Below are 17,499 nucleotides of genomic sequence, written 5' to 3' on the forward strand. Positions count from 1 at the left end.
ATCAACGGGAAACCCCCTGGTTCACAGGCGGCGCGCCACCTCGGTGGCCCAGTACGTCAGGATCAGGTCGGCGCCCGCGCGCTTGATCGAGACCAGCGACTCCATGATCATCCGGTCGCGGTCGATCCAGCCGTTGGCCGCGGCGGCCTCGATCATCGCGTACTCGCCGCTCACCTGGTAGGCCGCCACCGGCACGTCGACCTCGTCGCGGAAGCGCCTGATGACGTCCAGATAGGCCATCGCGGGCTTGACCATGACGGCGTCGGCGCCCTCCGCGAGGTCGAGGCGTAGCTCGCGCATCGCGTCCCCCAGCGGCCCGGCCGGGTCCTGCTGGTGGGTGCTGCGGTCGCCGAACTGCGGCGCGCACTCGGCGGCCTCGCGGAAGGGGCCGAAGAAGGCGGAGGCGTATTTGGCGGTGTAGGCGAGGATCGGCAGGTCAGCGAAGCCGTCGGCGTCGAGCGCCGCCCTGATGGCCCCGACCTGGCCGTCCATCATGCCGCTCGGCGCGATCATCTGGGATCCGGCCCTGGCCTGGGCGACCGCGATCGAGGCGTAGCGCTCCAGCGTCGCGTCGTTGTCGACGTCGCCGGAGTCGGTCAGCACGCCGCAGTGGCCGTGGTCGGTGAACTCGTCGAGGCAGGTGTCGGCCATGACCACCACCGCGTCGCCCACCTCGGCGCTCACCTCGCGCAGCGCGACCTGCAGGATGCCCTCGGGGTCGTCGGCCGCCGAGCCCCGCGCGTCCTTGACGGCGGGGATGCCGAACAGGATCACCCCGGACACCCCGGCGTCGGCGGCCTCGTGGGCGGCCTTGCGCAGCGAGTCGCGGGTGTGCTGGAACACGCCGGGCATCGAGGCGACCGGCTGCGGCTGGTCGATGCCCTCCTTGACGAACAGCGGCAGGATCAGGTCCGCGGGGTGCAGTCTGGTGCCCGCCACCATGCGCCGGATCGCGGGGCTGCGGCGGAGCCTGCGCGGCCGGGCGACCGGGTAGTCAGCACTCACTTGGCTCTCCTTCTGGCGCCTCTGCGGTTCTGCGACGGCCGGCGCGGGCTGTCGCCGGCGGCGAGGGCCGCCTGGCGTTGCTTGGCACCGTACGCGGCCAGCGCGGCGGCCAAGGCGGACGCCGACGGCCGGTCGGCCATGACGTCGACGCGCAGCCCGAACTCCTCGGCGGTCTTCGCGGTCTGCGGCCCGATCACCGCGATCACGGTGACGTTGTGCGGCTTGCCGGCGATGCCCACGAGGTTGCGCACGGTCGAGGAGGAGGTGAAGAGCACCGCGTCGAACCCGCCGCCCTTGATCGCCTCGCGGATCGGGGCGGGGGGCGGTGCGGCTCGTACGGTGCGGTAGGCCGTGACGTCGTCGCACTCCCAGCCTAGCTCTGTCAGGCCGGCCACGAGGGTATCTGTGGAAATGTCGGCCCGCGGCAGAAGCACCCGGTTGATCGGGTCGAGCATCGAGTCGTACGGCGGCCACTCGGCCACCAGGCCCTCCGACGACTGCTCGCCCGAGGGCAGCAGGTCGGGCTTGACGCCGAACTCGACCAGCGCCCGCGCGGTGGCGTCGCCCACGGCGGCCACCTTCAGCCCGGCGAAGGCGCGTGCGTCGAGGCCGTACTCCTCGAACTTCTCGCGCACCGCCTTGACCGCGTTGGAGCTGGTGAACGCCACCCACTCGTAGCGCCCGGTGACCAGGCCCTTGATCGCGCGGTCCATCTGCTGCGGCGTGCGCGGCGGCTCGACGGAGATGGTCGGCACCTCTTCCGGCACGGCGCCGTAGGAAGTGAGCTGCTCGGACAGCTTCTCGGACTGCTCCTTGGTGCGCGGCACCAGCACCCGCCAGCCGAACAGCGGCTTGGTCTCGAACCACGACAGCTTGTCGCGCTGCCCGACCGCGTCGCCGACGACGATCAGCGCGGGCTCGGTGAAGCCCGCGTGCTTGATGTCGGCCTGCAGCCTGGCCAGCGTCGAGACGACGGTGTACTGCTCGGTCGTGGTGCCGCCACTGCTGACCGCCACGGGCGTGCTGTCGGGCTTGCCACCGGCCACCAGCGCCTTGCCGATCGCCACGGCCCCGGCGAGGCCGTTGTAGATGACCAGCGTGCCCTGGCAGGCGGCGTGGGCGGCCCAGTCCTGCTCGTGCGCGGCGTCGACGATCCGGAACTCCGGCACGTCGGCCGCCGGCGGGATGCCCGCGTAGGTGAGCACCGCGGTCGCGGGCGGCACGCCGGGCACGATCTCGAAGTCCACCTCCGCCGCGGCGCAGGCCGCGACCTCCTCCTCGATCGAGCGGGCGATCGAGGAGAAGAGCATCGGGTCGCCCTCGCACAGGCGTACGACGAACTGCCCGGCCTTGGCGCGTTTGACGAGGTCGCCGGAGGCGATCTCCACGCCTTCTCTGCAGTGGCGCAGGAACGAGCCGAACAGCTCCTCGTCGAGGGCGACCGCGTCGGCCTTGGCCAGCAGTTCGGCGCCGCGGAGCGTGAGAAGGTTCGGATCGCCGGGGCCCGCGCCCACGAACGCGAGGAAACCGGAGGTTGGACTATCGGAGCTCAACGGGATTGCTCCCCCATCAATCTGTCGGCCCCTTCGGAGATCATCTCGGCCGCGAGGAGCTGGCCGAGTTTCACAGACTCGGAAGGAGAGCCGGCGGCGGACTTGCGCACCGCCTGCTGGCCGTCGATAGAGACGACCATGGCGGTGAGGTTAAGGGTCTGCCCGTCATCGACGGCGAAGGCACCCACGGGGGATGAGCAGCCGGCCTCGAGGGCGGACAGGACGGAGCGCTCGGCCGACACCGCGGAGCGCGTCCGCGGGTCGTCGAGCACACCGAGGAAGGAGATCAGGTCGGCGTTGCCGGAGAGACACTCCACGGCCAGGGCGCCCTGCCCTGGCGCGGGCAGTAGCTCCTCGACCTCGAAGATCTGCGCGATCTCCACGTCCCGGCCGATCCTGGTCAGGCCCGCCGAGGCGAGCACGACCGCGTCGACCTCGCCGGCGGCGATCTTGCCGATCCGGGTGTCGGCGTTGCCGCGGATCGGGACGTACTCGAGATCGGGGCGCAGCGCCCTGAGCATGGCGATCCGGCGCAGCGAGCCGGTGCCGATCCTGGCTCCGGTGGGCAGGTCGGCGAACTTCGCCGGGCCGACCAGCGCGTCGCGGTGATCGTGCCGGGCCACGATGGCGGCCAGCGTCACCCGCGGGTCCGGCTTGGTCGGCAAGTCTTTCAGCGAGTGGACGGCGAAGTCGATCTCGCCTTCGATCAGCTTGTCACGCAGCGCGCTGACCCACACGCCCGTGCCACCGAGCTGCGCCACCTGAGCCTTGGTCACGTCACCGAACGTGGTGACGCCGACCAGCTCGATGGCGCGCCCGGTCCGTTCGGTGTAGGAGTCGGCGACCATCTGCGACTGCGTGGTCGCCATCAGGCTGCGCCGGGTGCCCAAGCGCAGTGTCACAACTCCACCTCCCTCACGGCTTCGGGCATCTTCGGATCCAGGTCGAACAACTCGCGCAGCGCTTCGGCATAATGATCGCCTCCCGGGCTGGTGGCGAGCTGTTTGACACGCACAGTGGGCTCGTGAAGCAGCTTGTCGACGACCCGCTGCACAGTCTGCGCCACCTCGTCCCTGGCCTTGCCGTCGAGCTGGGGCATGCGCATCAGGAGCCGGCCCAGCTCGGCCTCGACCACGGTCGCCGCCTTGCTGCGCAGCGCCACCACGGTCGGAGTGACCTTGGCGGCTCGCTCGGCGGTGAGGAAGGCGGCCAGCTCCTCGGCGACGAGCCTGCGCACCGAGTCGACGGTGTCGCCCTCCCTTGAGCCTATGCCCGATTCCTGGATGGTCTCCAGGTCGACCAGCGTGACGCCGGGCACCTCGCGGACAGCGGGGTCGATGTCGTGCGGCAGTGCCAGGTCCAGCAGGAACGCGCCTGAGGGGACGATGTCGGGGGTGATGACGTGCCGGCCGCCGCCCGTGCAGGAGATGACGATGTCGGCCGTCGCGAGCTCTCGGGGAACCGCGGCGAACTCCACCGCCCTGCCGCCTACGGACGCCGCCAGGCGTACGCCTCGTTCGAAGGTGCGGTTGGCGACCACGATGTCGGTCACGCCCGCGCGGGCCAGCGTGGTGGCGGCCAGCGAGCTCATCGAGCCCGCGCCGACCACCAGCGCCCGGCGCCCGGCGAGGTCGCCCGCCAGCGCCAGTCCGGCGGTGACGAGGGAGGCGCCCGCCTTGTCGATGTCGGTGTCGGCGTGGGCGCGCTTGCCGACCCGCAGCGCCTGCTGCACCAGCTCGTTGAGGGTGGCGCCGATGGTGCCCTGCTTCTGCGCCAGGGTGAGCGCCCGGCGAACCTGGCCGAGGATCTGCCCTTCGCCCACGACCATCGAGTCGAGGCCGCAGGCCATCGCGAACAGGTGCTCGACGGCCTGGTCTTCGTAGTGGACGTAGAGGTGCGGCTGCAACTCTTCCACGGGGACGCCCGAGTGGACGCCCAGCAAGCGACTGATCGCGGTGACGGCGCCGTGGAAACGGTCGACGGCCGCGTAAACCTCTACTCGGTTGCACGTCGAGACCACCATGGCCTCGGCGACGCACACGTCCTGCTGCACGTCGTGCAGGAGCTTGACGAGCGCCTCGCCGGACACCGATACGCGCTCGAGCATGGCCACCGGAGCTGTCCGGTGGCTGAGTCCGATGGTGAGAAGACTCATTGACTGTCCACGGCCATAAGTGGCCCCCCTGCTTTGCGCTGCTCATGGAACGCAAGGATCTGCAGTTCTATTGATAGGTCGACTTTACGGACATCCACGCCATCTGGTACAGAAAGCACTACGGGCGCGAAGTTCAGGATGCTGGTGACCCCGGCCGCCACCACACGATCGCAGACTTCCTGCGCCGCTATCGCGGGTGTCGCCAGAACCACGATCGAGACCCCACGCCGTTCGATGACGGCTTCCAGGACGTCTATGTGCTCAACATTCAACCCCGCTATATCGTCGCCCACGACTTCGGGGTCGGCGTCGAGAAGCCCGGCCACACGGAAGCCCCTGGAGACGAAACCACCGTAATTGGCCAGTGCCCGGCCAAGGTTACCCACTCCGACGATGGCCACGGCCCAGTCCTGGGTCAGGCCCAGCTCGCGGGAGATCTGGTAGACGAGGTATTCGACGTCGTAGCCGACGCCTCGCGTGCCGTACGAGCCCAGATGGGACAGGTCCTTGCGGAGCTTCGCGGAGTTGACGCCCGCGGCCATGGCCAGATCTTCGGAGCTGACGGTCGCGGTGCCGCGTTCGGCCATCCCGTTCAACGCCCGCAGGTACAACGGGAGCCGGGCGACCGTTGCCTCGGGGATCCCGCGGTCACGGGACTGGGACGGGCTCTTCACGTGCCGGAGCTCCAGGGGACGAGCGGCCTGCCGGCCGCGTGAATGAAATCGAACCGCCTTTCAGGTTAATCCCTTTGTGAAGCGATGCACAAAGTCGGCACGATACGGTTGAGTGCATGCACCGCATCACGCTGCTCGGCAGGCCGGGCTGCCACCTCTGCGACGACGCGCGCGAGGTCGTCTCCCGCGTGGCGGGAGACCTGGGTGTGCCGTGGGAGGAGGTCGACATCGACTCCTCCGAGGAGTTGCGGGAGAAATACTGGGAGATGATCCCGGTCACTCTGGTCGACGGAGTCCAGCACGACTTCTGGCGGGTCTCCGAAGACCGGCTGCGCGCCGCGCTGAGCGGCTAGGACCCTGAGCGGTTAGAACGTTTAGTGACTAGAACATCGCGGTCGGGAGCGGTACGACCTTGGCGGCGTTGACGTTCAGCTCGATGATGTTGGTGGCCAGCACCATGGCCTGACGCTCGTTGACGAACCGCTCGACATGCGGCTGGCGCTGGTGGTCGCGGTAGGCCACCTCGTCGCGGTAGAGCTCATAGACGATGCGCTGCAGCGGGGCCGACTTGACCGCGTGGCAGGCGTAGATGAGCGTGTCTGGCTCGCCCCGGCGTACGGCCTCGACCGTGGCCTCCGCCAGGCGGTCGAACGCCTCGCCCGAGCCGTCCATGAGGGTGAAGACCGTCAGCATGCCGTAGATGCTCGGTGAGGGCCGGCTGGAGGCCGCCTGCTGCTGAGGCTGGGCTTGCGGGGCCGGCGCCCGCGCGGGCTGAGCCTGAGGAGGCTGGCCCTGAGGGGGCTGCTGGGCCGCGCGGGAGCCGGTGGAGAACAACTCGGCCCCCGGGTAGACCGCGCCCGTGGCGGGCATCCCGAAGTCCTGGGGACCGGTCTGCGGCCCGGCGCCGTGCCCGCCGTTCATGATGTAGCCGGTCGAGGGGCCCTGGTCGGGCGGCGGCGCCATCCGGGCGGCGTAGTCGACCGGCTGGTCGCCCGCCCGGTATTCGGCCACCAGATCGCCCAGGCCCGACCGGCGGGGCTGACCGGGAGGCGGCTGCTGCTGTTGCTGGGGCGGCCCCTGCATCGGCAAGTCGGCGAGCGGCTGGGGGAAGGGCTCCGACCGGGGGAAGGAGTCCGACGGGAGGAACGGCTCCGAGTGGGGGAAGGAGTCCGGCTGGGGGAAGGGGTCCCGATCCCGCATGGCCCGGCGGCCATGGGAGGACCGCTCAGCCGGCCGCTCGCCGGACCGCTCGCCGCGGTGGCCCTCGAACTCGTCGTCCTCGTCGTCGTCCTCGTACGGCGCCAGGGGGCGCAGCACGGCGTACCAGATGCCCGCGGCGGCCACCACGAACAGCGCGGTGGCGAAGAAGCCCGGCACCGCGAACCTCATCGCCCCGATGATCGCGATGCCCGAAGGCGCGATGACCATGACCGCGTGCAGGTTGTCGGTGTCGAGTTCGTCACCGTTGCGCCAGCGCAGCGCCGCGATCACCACGGCCGCCAGCATGATCAGCCCGGCGATGGAGTGCGCGCCGATCAGCAGGTAGCGGGGGATGACGTCCCAGTGCCCCTCGGCCGCGGGGAGCACCTTGCCCATCTCGCTGCCCCCGCTCACCGGGTCGAAGGTGAGCACCACCACGGCGACGACGGTGAACGCGATCCCGAACAGCCAGCCGGCGAATTTCGGCGGCACCTTCTCCGACAGGAGTTGGACCAGTCCGATGGCCAGCCAGAAGGGCGCGAGGAGGGATCCGGTCAGTTGGTAGACCTTGAAGGTGACGTCCCCGAACCCCATCAGATAGCCGACGCCGATCGCGCCGAGCGCCAGGCAGAGCGCGACGGCTGAAACGGTCCAGGCGATCAACCACCCCTCCACCTCGTCTCGCAGGCGCCGGACCAGGGCGACTGCGCCGATCGCGGCGAGGAGGGCACCGACAAAGGCTAGGACAGCAACGAGGATCTCCATGGTGACTCCAATGCTGCCGGACTATGCCTCCCAGCCGGTAGCCGAAGAGGGAACGGGTCGGTCCACACGGTATCGGCCGATTACGGCTAGTCATGCCTTCGCGAAGCGGATTGTGGAATTTCCGGTTGATTTCTAGAGTGTTCGAGCACGCCGCACCCCTTACCCCTAGGGATACCGGATGCCTGACTCGTGGCCGTTCGCCGGGCTGCTCCCACCAGCGGTCGCTGGTCCCGCCCGGACGAGCGAGCTTGCCGTGCGCGAAGAGATTCCCGATGACCTCCGCATGCTGGTGCTGCACGCCAAGACCGGAGACTCGGATGCCTTTGGCACGCTCTATGACCGATACGTGGATCTTGTCTATCGCTATATCTACTTCCGCGTCGGCTCGCATCCGCTGGCCGAGGATCTCACCAGCGAGACCTTCCTCCGCGCCCTGCGCCGGATCACCGACTTCACTTGGCAGGGCCGTGACTTCGGTGCCTGGCTGGTCACCATCGCCAGGAACCTGGTCACCGATCACTTCAAGTCCGGCCGCTATCGCCTGGAGATCCCGACCGGGGAGGTGATCGACGTCCCGCTCGACGGCCCGCACATCCCGGAGAACGCCGTCGTCACGGCCATCATCAACGACCGGATGCTCCGCGCCGTCCAGGATCTGAACCCCGAGCAGCAGGAATGCGTGGTTCTGCGGTTCCTGCACGGCCTGTCGCTCGCCGAGACCGCGTTGATCATGGGGAAGAAGAGTGGAGCGATCAAAGCCCTGCAGTTCCGAGCGATCCGGGCCCTGGCCAGGGCTCTCAAGCACGACCTGGCGTAACCTCCACCAGCGGCACGTCGTTAGGCAGATGTCACGATCGGATTCCCCGGCGGCGTCAGGGAGCTGTCATGGGTAGGGCGCGCAGATCGCGCGAGCGCGTGCTCGAACACCTCACAGAGCTGCGACGGCTCCCGCTGGGCGGGGGTCCGGCCCCCGCCTTCCGCGAACGTCTCCGCGCCGAGCTCCTGTCCGCGCAGCGCCTCCCCGAGCCCGTACGAGCCCGCCGCTCCCATCGCCGTCCTGGGCGGCGGCTCTCCTGGCTCTCCCAGGCCGCCACGTTCGGCCTGGCGGCGGCCATGATGCTGTCGGCCTTCGTCACCTACCACGCGCTGCCCGGCGACACTCTCTACCCGCTCAAGCGCGCCGCGGAGAGCACGCTGGTCCGGCTCAGCACCGACGACGTGCAGCGGGCCGAGCGCGAGCTGGTCTCGGCCAAGACCCGGGCGGCCGAGGTCGCCCAGCTGCTCGGCTCGTCCGGCGACGGACCGCTGGTCACCAAGACGCTCAAGGAGATGGAGGACTCGACCCGGTCCGGCATCAGGAGGCTGGAGCGAGCCGAGCCGCGCTCACCGAAGATCAACCGGTTCGCGCGCGACCAGAAGAACATGGTCGAACCAATGCTCGAACGGATGGACGGGGATCAACAGGACAAGGCGACGGGCTACCTCGACTACATAGACGGGCTTGTGGCCCCGCGCTAGTTGACTTGCTCTCCGTTCTCAAGGGACGGAGGTTCCCGTGCCGCTTGCGCGGCAGCTCATGCCGCTTGCGCGGCTCGCGCTGTGGAACGGGATGCTTGACGCTTCACGGACCCGGATGGGTCTCCACGCCCTGGAACGACCAGCCCGGCCGCCCGATATCTGGCCAACGTGTTCTTCGCCCCGACGATGTCGGCGTGCTCGGTGTGCCCGCAGGCGGTGCAGGAGAAGACCGCTTGGCTCTCGCGGCTCTTCTCATCCACCTTCCCACAGGCAGGTGCCGGGCACGTTTGTGAGGTGTACGGGGCCGGGACCTTCGCCACGACGGTCCCGCTGTAGCGGGCCTTGCTCCGCAGGGCGCTCTCCAGGCCGTACCAGCCCTTGTCCAGGATCGCCTTGTTCAAGGCGGACTTCGCCGCCGCCCCGTTGCGCAGGTATCGGCCCACCTCGCCGGAGTCGGGCTTGGGCCGCACACTGGTGGTCATACCGTCGATGTTGAGGTTCTCCAGGACCACGATGGCGTAGCGGTGGGTGAGGCGGTGCGCGGTCTGGGCGTTGAAATCCGTACGACGCCACCGGACGCGGCGCATCATGTCGCCCATCGCCGCGACAACATGTTCACGCTGCCGGGAGCCCTTCTTCGACCGGGCAAGCCGCCGCTCGAGTCGCAGATAGCGTTCCGCCTCGCCCGGAGTGAGGAACCCCAGATCAGGCTGCCTGTCCTGTTGCGCTCAGGGGGTGGCACCAGGCTGGACAAGCTGCCGGTTCCGGCGTGGCGGCGATCGAAGAACTCCCCGTCGGAGGTGACCGCGGCCGTGACCACACCCCGGTCTACCCCGACGTGCCGGTCGGGATGGAGGTGGCGTTCAACCTGAGCCAGGCCGTCCTCCACCAGGAACGAGATGAACCAGTGCCTGCCATCGCGAGAGACGGTCGCAGACTTCACCGCCCCGCCCAGCGGGCGCGACATCCGGAACCTCACCCACCCGAATTTCGGCAGGAACACCCGGCCCCACCCGCCCTTGATCCGCTCGACGGAGATGTGTTTCGCGGTGGGGAACCGAAGCGACGGCTTCCACTTCGTCCGCGACTTCCAACGCACCTTCCAGGTGCCGTGCTGTCGGCACGCCTGGTCCAGGTCCTTCAGCGTCTGCTGGATGACCTGGGCGGGGGCGTCGGCGAGCCAGTCGCAGTACGGGTCCTTCTTCGCCTCGGCGAGTTGTGCGCACTGCTCCTCGTAGCTGAGGTAGGCGCCTCGCCGCCGGTATTCGCGGCGCTGTTCGAGGCCGGTGTTCCACACGCTGCGGCAGATCCCGCCCAGCCGCTCGGCGAACATCTGTTGCCCGAAGTCGAACTCCAGCCGGCACCTGCGACCCGCCAACACGAGGGAACGCCCCATCAACTGTGCGACACTCACCTGCCATCGACTCGAACGCACTATCATCTGGTCTATGAGCCAGGAAGTGGAATACCGACGAGGCAGACATGCGGTTTCTGCGATGCATGTCCATCTGGTCTTTGTGACCAAACAGCGGCGAGGCATGTTCAACAACGAGATGCTGCGACGCTGCGAGGACATCATGATCGAGGTGTGCGACAGTTTCGAGGCCGAACTACGCGAGTTCAACGGCGAAGACGACCACGTCCACCTCCTTGTCCACTACCCCCCGAAGATGGCGGTCTCCAAACTCGTCAACTCGCTGAAGGGCGTCTCATCCCTTTATCTGCGCAAGGAGTTCCCCGGCCGCGTAGACCAGGCCATCATGCACGGCCCCTTCTGGTCACCCTCTTACCTCGCCGCCTCCTGTGGCGGAGCCCCACTCACCATCATCGAGGCCTACATCGAACAACAGCGCCGCCCCACCTGACCGCTTCCGGGTCCGCGCTACGTACCCCGGGCTGTCCCGCCTCCGGCGGGCCATCTGACAGGACCGCATTCATCCCCGGCCCGAACCGAAGGCCGAGGCTTTCAGCGGACCTTCGATAAGCTGAGGCGCATGTGGCGGCTAATGCGACGACAGCGCGAGGCGGAGGCGGAGCTCGCCGGCGAGGCCGCAGCGGCGGCCGCGGTGACGGTGACCCCTACGGAGCCCGACCAGCAGGCGGCCGCCTTCTTCGACGTCGACAACACGATGATGCGCGGCGCCTCCATCTACCACTTCGCCAGGGGCCTGGCGACGCGCGGCCTGTTCACCACCTCCGACCTGTTCAAGTTCGCCGTCGGCCAGGCGGTGTTCCGGCTGCGCGGCAACGAGAACCCCGAGCACATCGCGGTGGCCCGCGAGACCGCGCTGGCGTTCGTCGCGGGCGCGAAGGTCGACGACGTGATCCGGCTGGGCGAGGAGATCTACGACGAGGTCATGTCCGACCGCATCTGGGGCGGCACCCGGGCGCTCGCGCAGAGCCACCTCGACCGCGGCCAGCGCGTCTGGCTGGTCACGGCCACGCCGGTCGAGCTGGCCAGGGTCATCGCCCAGCGGCTCGGTCTGACCGGCGCGCTCGGCACCGTGGCCGAGACCACCAATGGCGTCTACACCGGACGGCTGGTCGGCGACCTGCTGCACGGCCCGGCCAAGGCCGAGGCGGTGCGGGCGCTGGCCCGCCGGGAGGGCCTCGACCTCACCCGGTGCACCGCCTACAGCGACTCGGCCAACGACCTGCCCATGCTGTCGCTGGTCGGCAAGCCGGTGGCCATCAACCCCGACAGCGAGCTGCGCGAGCACGCCAAGAAGCACGACTGGCCGATCAAGGACTTCCGCACCGGCAGAAAGGCGACGCTGACCGCCCTGCCGATCGCCGCGGGCGTCGGAGCGGTGGCCGGCGGCATCGCCGCCGGCATCGCCCTCCGCAAGCACTACCGCTCAACCCAGTAGCCGCCCCGCCCTCTTCCGCTCCCCCGGAGGGGGATCCCAAAGGGCCCCCAGCCACAACGGACCGGCTCTTTCCCCTCCCCCCGGAGGGGATCCCTCCCAATGGCCCCCAGCCACGACGGAGCGGCTCTTTCCTCTCCCCGGAGGGGGTATCCCTAAGGGACCTCAGCCACCACGCACCGTCACACGGATCGAGACGGTCATGTGGACGGCCCCCAGGGGGAACTACCGCAGCCCGGCGAAGAGCCGCTCCGCCGCCGGTTGCGCCCACACGATCCGGTTCGGGTCGTCCGGATCGGGCCGCCAGGGGACCGTGACGAAGGTCATCTTGCTCTTCTCCAGCGTGCCGGCGATACCGAGCATGGTGTCGAGGTCGAACTCCGGGTCGGTCTTGATCGACTTGCTGGCCGTGGTGAGGAAGTCCCGCAAGGCCGCCGGATCCTTAAGCCGCTGCTTGGCCTTCTTCAGCATCGACATCATGAGCCCTTGCTGGCGCTTGATGCGCTGGATGTCCGACCCGTCGCCGTAGTAGCGCAGCCGGAGATAGCCCAGCGCCTGCTCGCCATTGAGCACCTGCTTGCCCACCGGGAGCCTCAGCTTCGCCTTCTCGTCGTCCACCGCCCTCGGCACCGTGACCTCGACCCCGCCGAGGGCGTCGACGATGGCCTTCACTCCGGAGAACCCGACCTCCATCATGTGGTCCACGCGCACCTTGGTCAGTGTCTCGACCGTCTTCACCGAACAGGCGAGACCGCCGGTGTGGAACGCCGAGTTGATCATGTCCCTCCTGGCCGGGCGGGACCCGCAGGCGGGGATCCGCACCATCGAGTCCCTGGGGAAGGAGATGATCGTGACCTTCGTCCGGTCGGCCGGCAGGTGCAGCAGCAGGAGGGTGTCGGAGCGGGCTCCCACGTTGAACTTGCTCGAACCCGCCCGGTTGTCGCTGCCGACCAGGAGCACGTTCAGCACGCCGCTCGTATTGGCCGGGCGGGCACCCGCCGGCTGAGGCACGGTCTGGCGGCCCGCCAGCATCAGCGTGGGCACCGCGACCGTGGCCACCGTCGCCATCGTGGCCACCCCGACAAGGCCCGTCAGCAGCCACGTCAGCCGCCTGCGCCGCGGTCTGGCCTGGAGCAGGCGCTGCCGCTGGCGGACCAGCGTCGCCGGAGGCTGGTGTTCGAGCTCCCTGCCGAGGTCGCGGAGCACCTTCAGGTCGTCCATCGTCACTCCTCCTCAAGCATCGGGTTGGTGTCGCCGAGCGCCGCGCGTACCTTCCGCCTGCCCCTGTTGAGGCGGGAGCGTACGGTGCCGATCGGGATACTGAGCGCCTGCGCGACCTCGTCGTACGTCAGGTCGCCCCACGCGATCAGCAGGAGTACGTCGCGGTCCTTGGCGGGCAGGGCGGCCAGCGCGCTGGCCAGTTCGGGGCGCGACGCCTGCGCGGTCACCCCGGCGGCCACGCGGTCGGCCGGGGACTCCACGTCGGCGTCGACAGGGGCGCGCTGCAGGGCGCGGTAGCGGGCCGCCTCGGTGCGATGGTGCCGGGAGACGAGCTTGGTCAGGATGCCGAAGAGCCACGGCCGGGCGTCTGGATAGCTCGGGTCGTAGCTCTTCCTGCGGGAGAAGGCGACCAGGAACGTCTCGCCGACGATGTCCTCGGCGGGCTCGGGGCCCAGCCGTTTGGAGACGTACCTGTAGAGCATGGCGGAGTAGCGGTCGAAGAGCTCGGCGAACACTTCAGGATCGGTTAACGAAGCGTGCACGAGGTCGGCGTCCGCACCCCTGGTGGCGGGTTGCGTGATCATCTCCGCCCTTCTGCGGGGGAAGTCGGTCAGGGATGTATCACCACAACCCGCCATTCAGGTTCACGGTGGTCCGCGTTCAGCGGGCCACCGCAAGCCGCGGAGTTCGCGCTCACACCTCCTTGACGCAACCTCCGTCGATCACGATGTCGGCGCCCGCCGTGCTGCCGGAGCGGGGCGAGACCAGGAGCGCGATCGCGTCGGCGACCTCCTGCGGGGTGACCAGGCGGCCGGTCGTCAGCTTCATCATCTCCGGGGCCACCTTGGTGATCAGGTTGTCCCGGTCGGCGCCGACCATGCCCGCGAAGACGTCAGCCGCGCCGCCCTCGTCGGTCCACCAGGGGGTGAGCACGGGCCCGGGAGAGACGGTGTTGACCCGGATGCCCTGCGGGCCGTACTCCTCGTCGACCGCCTTGCTGACGAAGGTGAGGGCCGACTTGGCCGCGCCGTAGTCCATGTTCACCGCCGAAGGCTGCCGGGCGGTGACGGAGGAGACGTTGACGATCGCGCCGCCGCCGCCCTCCAGCATCACCGGTACGGCGGAGCGGATCATCCGGAGTACCGAGAACAGGTTGAACTCGAACATCGCCCGCCAGGTGTCGTCGTCCGAGGTCATGAACCCGGCGTGCGGCAGCGTCACGCCGGGCGGCGGGCCACCGGCGTTGTTGACCAGGATGTCCAGCCGCCCGAACTCCTCGACGGCACGGGCGACCACCTCGGCGGGCGCCTGCGGGTCCATCAGGTCGACCGGTACGTGCACCGCCTTGTCGGGCAGCTCGGGGGTGCGGGTCCTGGAGGCCGCGACGACGTGGGCGCCCTCCTCGATCAGGGTCTGTGTCACGGCCAGGCCGATGCCCTTGGACGCCCCGGTGACGATGGCGACGCGGCCGGTAAGTTGCAGATCCATATTTTTTCCTTCCGGTGTTGTCTCAGTTGGAGAACACCGGCGGCCCGCTACTGGTTGCAGGTGCAGCGAGGACCATCGAGGAAGTGCAGCTCACCGTGGGCGAAGTCCAGGTGGGCGCGGCGGTTGAGCGTGGGGCATTCGGACGTGGCGATGTACTGGACAATGTCGTGCACGGCCCAGGCCGCGATGACCGTGTTGGTGGCGCCGAACGACCACGGCGTGGGGCCGTGACCGCCCTCCAGCCGCCGCTCGCGCGACAGCCCGGCCTCACGGGCGTGCTCGAAGCAGGTGTGGCAGTGCCCCTCGCGGGGCGACAGGAGCGGGCCCCAGTGGCCGTGCTCGTGGGCGACCGCCGCGCGGCTCATGGCCACGTCACGTTCGCGGCACCACCGCCAGACCGTGTCGGCCAGCTCGGCGGGCTCGTCGGCGCCGATGAGGACGAGGTCCACATGGGGCAGGCCGTCGAGGTCGGCCGCACTGGCGACGCGCCGCCGTACGGACACCACCTCGGTCTCGGGCGCGAAGTCGAGCAGCCGCGCGCTGAGCGCGTCGACCTTGGGCACGCCCACGTCTCTCGTCGTGTACGGCAGCTGCCTGTTGAGGTTGTGCAGCTCGACCACGTCGGGATCGACGGCCACGATGCGCCCGACCCCGGCGGCGCCCAGGTGCTGGGCCGCGACAGCCCCGATGCCGCCCACGCCGAGGAGCATGATCGTGCAGGCGGCGATCCGCGACTGGAGCTCGCGCGCGTCGGGGGCGAACAGCGTCAGGTAGCCGTGCTGGCGGGCGAGCCGGCCGGTGGACTCGGCCGCCGACTGCGGCGGCTCCGAGGTGAGCCACCCCATGTGCGTCAGCGCCGCCACCAGGTCGGCCAGCAGCCGGTCCGCGTGGATGTCACTGTCGTCGACGCCGTCCCGCAGCAGCGTGACCGCCTGCTCGACGCGGTCGAGGTCGCCCCGCAGCGATAAACCGTCACGTGAGCCGGTCGACAGGATCACCTGGTCGCCGGCGTTCGTGACGAGCACGGAGTCGACGAGCCGTCTCATGCACGCTCCCTAGGTGTCGAACCCATGGGTGTCCAGCCGCCGTCTTGCCTTGCTCGGTTTCCCCATCCTTGATGGCTTGACCGATCATGTCAAGATTCTGTTGAGTTCAGAAGAATGGCGGAAAGGCGGGGCCGCGGCGCAGCCTCAGCTCGTTGAGCATCTGCTGGATGATCTCGCGGATGTGATCGGTGAGATCGAACACCAGCACCGGATCGTCGGCGTCCGCCGCGTCGTACTCGTCGGTACGGATAGGCTCCCCGAACTGGATCATCCACTTCGACGGCAGCGGCACCAGGCCGAGCGGGCCGAGCAGCGGGAAGAGCGGGGTGATCGGCAGATAGGGCAGGCCGAGCAGCCTGGCCAGCGTCGGCAGATCGCCGATCTTGGGGTAGATCTCCTCGGCGCCCACGATGGCGGTGGGCAGGATCGGCACCCCGGCGCGGATCGCCGACGCGACGAACCCGCCGCGGCCGAAGCGCTGCAGCTTGTAGCGCTCGGAGAACGGCTTGCCGACGCCCTTGAACCCCTCGGGGAACACCCCGACCAGCTCGCCCTTGCGCAACAGCCGGTCGGCGTCCTCGCGGCAGGCCAGCGTGTGGCCGGTCTTGCGCGACAGGTGGGCGAGCATCGGGAGCTGGTAGACCAGGTCGGCGCCGAGCAGCCGCAGCGGCCGGTCCGCCTCGTCGTGCAGCGCCACCTGCATCATCAGCGCGTCGACCGGCAGCGTGCCGGAGTGGTTGGCCACGACCAGCGCGCCGCCCTCCTCGGGCACGTTCTTCAGATCGACCGTCTCGACCCTGAACCAGTGGTGGTAGAGGGGCCTGATCAGCTCCAGCAGCACCTTGTCCGTCAGCTCTGCGTCATAGCCGAACTCATCGACCTCGTAGTCGCCGGTGATGCGCCGCCGGATGAAGGCCAGCAGCCTGGCGAGCGTCTCCGGCTCCTCGAAGGAGGGTGCCGAGCTGATGGGGATCACGCGGGCCTCGTCGTTCGGAACGCTCAATGCCGCACACCTCCGAGCGGGTGCAGCCCCCGCGAGAGCAGAAAGTCGTCGAAAGCCGCGCCGGTGGTGAACTTGGGCTTCCAGCCCAGCTCGGCCTCCAGCCTGGAGCAGTCGACCGCCCGGCCATGGCTCATCAGCCGGACCTGCTCGGGCGAGTAGTCGACCAGGCCGGCACGGCGCGCGGCATCGCCCAGCAGGCGGAAGGCGGGCGCGAACAGCGGCAGCGACAGCCGCCCAGCCCGGCGCGCGCACTGCGACAGCAGCAACACGCCTGCCCCGGCCACGTTGTACGTGCCGGGGTGATCTTCGGTCGCCATCCGCCGCAGCACCTCGATCGCGTCGTCCTCATGGACGAACTGCAGCCGCGGGTCGAAGCCGAACACGGTCGGCAGCACCGGCTGGGTGAAGTAGCGGGTGAGCGGCGAGTCGACGCCGGGACCCATGAAGTTGGCGAAGCGCAGCAGCGAGACCGCCATGTCGGGCCGGCGGCGCGCGAAACCGCGCACGTAGCCCTCCACCTCGGCCGCGTCCTTGGCGTAGCCGTGGCTCGGGCCGTCGTGCGGCTCCAGGTCCTGGTCCTCCGTGAACACCGCCGGATCCCGTGGCGACGAACCGTAGACGGCGGTGGTCGAGCGGACCACCACGCGCCGCACGGTCGCCGACCGCTGGCAGGCACCGAGCAACTGCATGGTGCCGATGACGTTGTGCTCCTTCATCACGGCCCTGCCCGCGCCCCGCGACGGAGCGCTGACCAGGCTCATGTGCACAACGGTGTCGATGTCGGCAGCCGCGATCACCTGAGCGATGTCGGGGCTGCGCAGATCGACCCGGACGAACTCCGTCCGGCCGAGGGAGATGCCGCCATCTCGCGTCAGCGAGGGGGGCGGCACGGTGTCCACTCCGATGACGCGACTGATGTCCGGGTCGGCGGCGAGCACGCTCGCCATCCGAGCGCCCACGTGGCGCGAGACCCCGGTGACGAGCACGGTGTGGGTCATCAGCGC

The 17,499-nt window shown here is 69.3% G+C and carries 19 protein-coding genes; 5 read left to right on the forward strand and 14 right to left on the reverse strand.

The window, feature by feature from the left end:
• Nucleotides 1-21: 21 nt before the first annotated feature.
• The 5 genes from hemB to AB0J16_RS33105 are packed head-to-tail and all read right to left on the reverse strand — an operon-like array spanning nucleotide 22 to nucleotide 5,387.
• Nucleotides 22-1,005, reverse strand: coding sequence for a porphobilinogen synthase (gene hemB / locus AB0J16_RS33085; RefSeq protein WP_358546580.1), 984 nt, complete (start codon nucleotides 1,003-1,005; stop codon nucleotides 22-24).
• Entirely contained in the window at nucleotides 1,002-2,558 is a 1,557-nt protein-coding gene (locus AB0J16_RS33090) for a bifunctional uroporphyrinogen-III C-methyltransferase/uroporphyrinogen-III synthase (protein WP_358546583.1), read from the reverse strand. The genes hemB and AB0J16_RS33090 overlap by 4 nt, the downstream gene beginning before the upstream one ends.
• On the reverse strand, nucleotides 2,555-3,460 hold the full coding sequence (gene hemC / locus AB0J16_RS33095) for a hydroxymethylbilane synthase (protein WP_358546586.1): 906 nt from the start codon (nucleotides 3,458-3,460) through the stop codon (nucleotides 2,555-2,557). Before hemC ends, AB0J16_RS33090 begins: the two co-directional genes overlap by 4 nt.
• Complete coding sequence (locus tag AB0J16_RS33100) at nucleotides 3,457-4,713, reverse strand: glutamyl-tRNA reductase (protein ID WP_358546589.1); 1,257 nt, start codon at nucleotides 4,711-4,713, stop codon at nucleotides 3,457-3,459. Before AB0J16_RS33100 ends, hemC begins: the two co-directional genes overlap by 4 nt.
• On the reverse strand, nucleotides 4,710-5,387 hold the full coding sequence (locus AB0J16_RS33105; protein WP_358546592.1) for a redox-sensing transcriptional repressor Rex: 678 nt from the start codon (nucleotides 5,385-5,387) through the stop codon (nucleotides 4,710-4,712). The genes AB0J16_RS33100 and AB0J16_RS33105 overlap by 4 nt, the downstream gene beginning before the upstream one ends.
• Nucleotides 5,388-5,503: 116 nt before the next feature.
• On the opposite strand from AB0J16_RS33105, the gene AB0J16_RS33110 reads away from it, so the two are divergent.
• Nucleotides 5,504-5,740 carry a glutaredoxin family protein gene (locus AB0J16_RS33110; RefSeq protein ID WP_357954639.1) on the forward strand — a complete coding sequence of 79 codons (237 nt, stop codon included), beginning with the start codon at nucleotides 5,504-5,506 and terminating at the stop codon, nucleotides 5,738-5,740.
• Between the two features lie 28 nt (nucleotides 5,741-5,768).
• On the opposite strand, the gene AB0J16_RS33115 is transcribed toward AB0J16_RS33110, so the two are convergent.
• The gene (locus tag AB0J16_RS33115; protein ID WP_358546595.1) at nucleotides 5,769-7,352 is read right to left on the reverse strand and encodes an antibiotic biosynthesis monooxygenase; all 1,584 of its coding nucleotides are present in this window, start codon (nucleotides 7,350-7,352) and stop codon (nucleotides 5,769-5,771) included.
• 178 nt (nucleotides 7,353-7,530) lie between these two features.
• Between AB0J16_RS33115 and AB0J16_RS33120 the strand changes: the two genes are divergently transcribed.
• Both AB0J16_RS33120 and AB0J16_RS33125 read left to right on the forward strand, forming a co-directional pair.
• A complete protein-coding gene (locus AB0J16_RS33120) occupies nucleotides 7,531-8,169 on the forward strand; it encodes a sigma-70 family RNA polymerase sigma factor (RefSeq protein WP_357655008.1) in 639 nt (212 codons plus the stop codon).
• A 68-nt stretch (nucleotides 8,170-8,237) separates the two neighbouring features.
• A complete protein-coding gene (locus AB0J16_RS33125) occupies nucleotides 8,238-8,870 on the forward strand; it encodes a DUF5667 domain-containing protein (RefSeq protein WP_358546597.1) in 633 nt (210 codons plus the stop codon).
• A 56-nt stretch (nucleotides 8,871-8,926) separates the two neighbouring features.
• On the opposite strand, the gene AB0J16_RS33130 is transcribed toward AB0J16_RS33125, so the two are convergent.
• Together AB0J16_RS33130 and AB0J16_RS33135 are read right to left on the reverse strand one after the other, a co-directional pair.
• Entirely contained in the window at nucleotides 8,927-9,574 is a 648-nt protein-coding gene (locus tag AB0J16_RS33130) for a transposase (protein WP_358547201.1), read from the reverse strand.
• Complete coding sequence (locus AB0J16_RS33135; protein ID WP_358546600.1) at nucleotides 9,457-10,266, reverse strand: transposase; 810 nt, start codon at nucleotides 10,264-10,266, stop codon at nucleotides 9,457-9,459. The genes AB0J16_RS33130 and AB0J16_RS33135 overlap by 118 nt, the downstream gene beginning before the upstream one ends.
• A 52-nt stretch (nucleotides 10,267-10,318) precedes the next feature.
• Between AB0J16_RS33135 and tnpA the strand changes: the two genes are divergently transcribed.
• Together tnpA and AB0J16_RS33145 are read left to right on the forward strand one after the other, a co-directional pair.
• A complete protein-coding gene (gene tnpA / locus AB0J16_RS33140; protein WP_358546603.1) occupies nucleotides 10,319-10,735 on the forward strand; it encodes an IS200/IS605 family transposase in 417 nt (138 codons plus the stop codon).
• Between the two features lie 141 nt (nucleotides 10,736-10,876).
• A complete protein-coding gene (locus AB0J16_RS33145) occupies nucleotides 10,877-11,740 on the forward strand; it encodes an HAD-IB family hydrolase (protein WP_358180418.1) in 864 nt (287 codons plus the stop codon).
• A gap of 222 nt (nucleotides 11,741-11,962) precedes the next feature.
• Here the strand turns inward: AB0J16_RS33145 and AB0J16_RS33150 are convergent, their stop codons facing one another.
• From AB0J16_RS33150 to AB0J16_RS33175, 6 genes are all read right to left on the reverse strand, one after another.
• Nucleotides 11,963-12,958 carry an LCP family protein gene (locus AB0J16_RS33150; RefSeq protein WP_358546605.1) on the reverse strand — a complete coding sequence of 332 codons (996 nt, stop codon included), beginning with the start codon at nucleotides 12,956-12,958 and terminating at the stop codon, nucleotides 11,963-11,965.
• Between the two features lie 2 nt (nucleotides 12,959-12,960).
• The gene (locus tag AB0J16_RS33155) at nucleotides 12,961-13,542 is read right to left on the reverse strand and encodes a sigma-70 family RNA polymerase sigma factor (RefSeq protein ID WP_358546608.1); all 582 of its coding nucleotides are present in this window, start codon (nucleotides 13,540-13,542) and stop codon (nucleotides 12,961-12,963) included.
• A gap of 109 nt (nucleotides 13,543-13,651) precedes the next feature.
• Nucleotides 13,652-14,446, reverse strand: coding sequence for an SDR family NAD(P)-dependent oxidoreductase (locus AB0J16_RS33160; protein WP_358546610.1), 795 nt, complete (start codon nucleotides 14,444-14,446; stop codon nucleotides 13,652-13,654).
• A 47-nt stretch (nucleotides 14,447-14,493) separates the two neighbouring features.
• The gene (locus tag AB0J16_RS33165; RefSeq protein ID WP_358546612.1) at nucleotides 14,494-15,492 is read right to left on the reverse strand and encodes a ThiF family adenylyltransferase; all 999 of its coding nucleotides are present in this window, start codon (nucleotides 15,490-15,492) and stop codon (nucleotides 14,494-14,496) included.
• Nucleotides 15,493-15,598: 106 nt separating this feature from the next.
• A complete protein-coding gene (locus tag AB0J16_RS33170; protein WP_358547203.1) occupies nucleotides 15,599-16,468 on the reverse strand; it encodes a lysophospholipid acyltransferase family protein in 870 nt (289 codons plus the stop codon).
• Nucleotides 16,469-16,491: 23 nt separating this feature from the next.
• A complete protein-coding gene (locus tag AB0J16_RS33175) occupies nucleotides 16,492-17,493 on the reverse strand; it encodes an NAD-dependent epimerase/dehydratase family protein (RefSeq protein WP_358546615.1) in 1,002 nt (333 codons plus the stop codon).
• Nucleotides 17,494-17,499: the final 6 nt, after the last annotated feature.

Source organism: Nonomuraea sp. NPDC049750 (genome assembly GCF_040659625.1).
Classification (GTDB): Bacteria; Actinomycetota; Actinomycetes; order Streptosporangiales; family Streptosporangiaceae; genus Nonomuraea.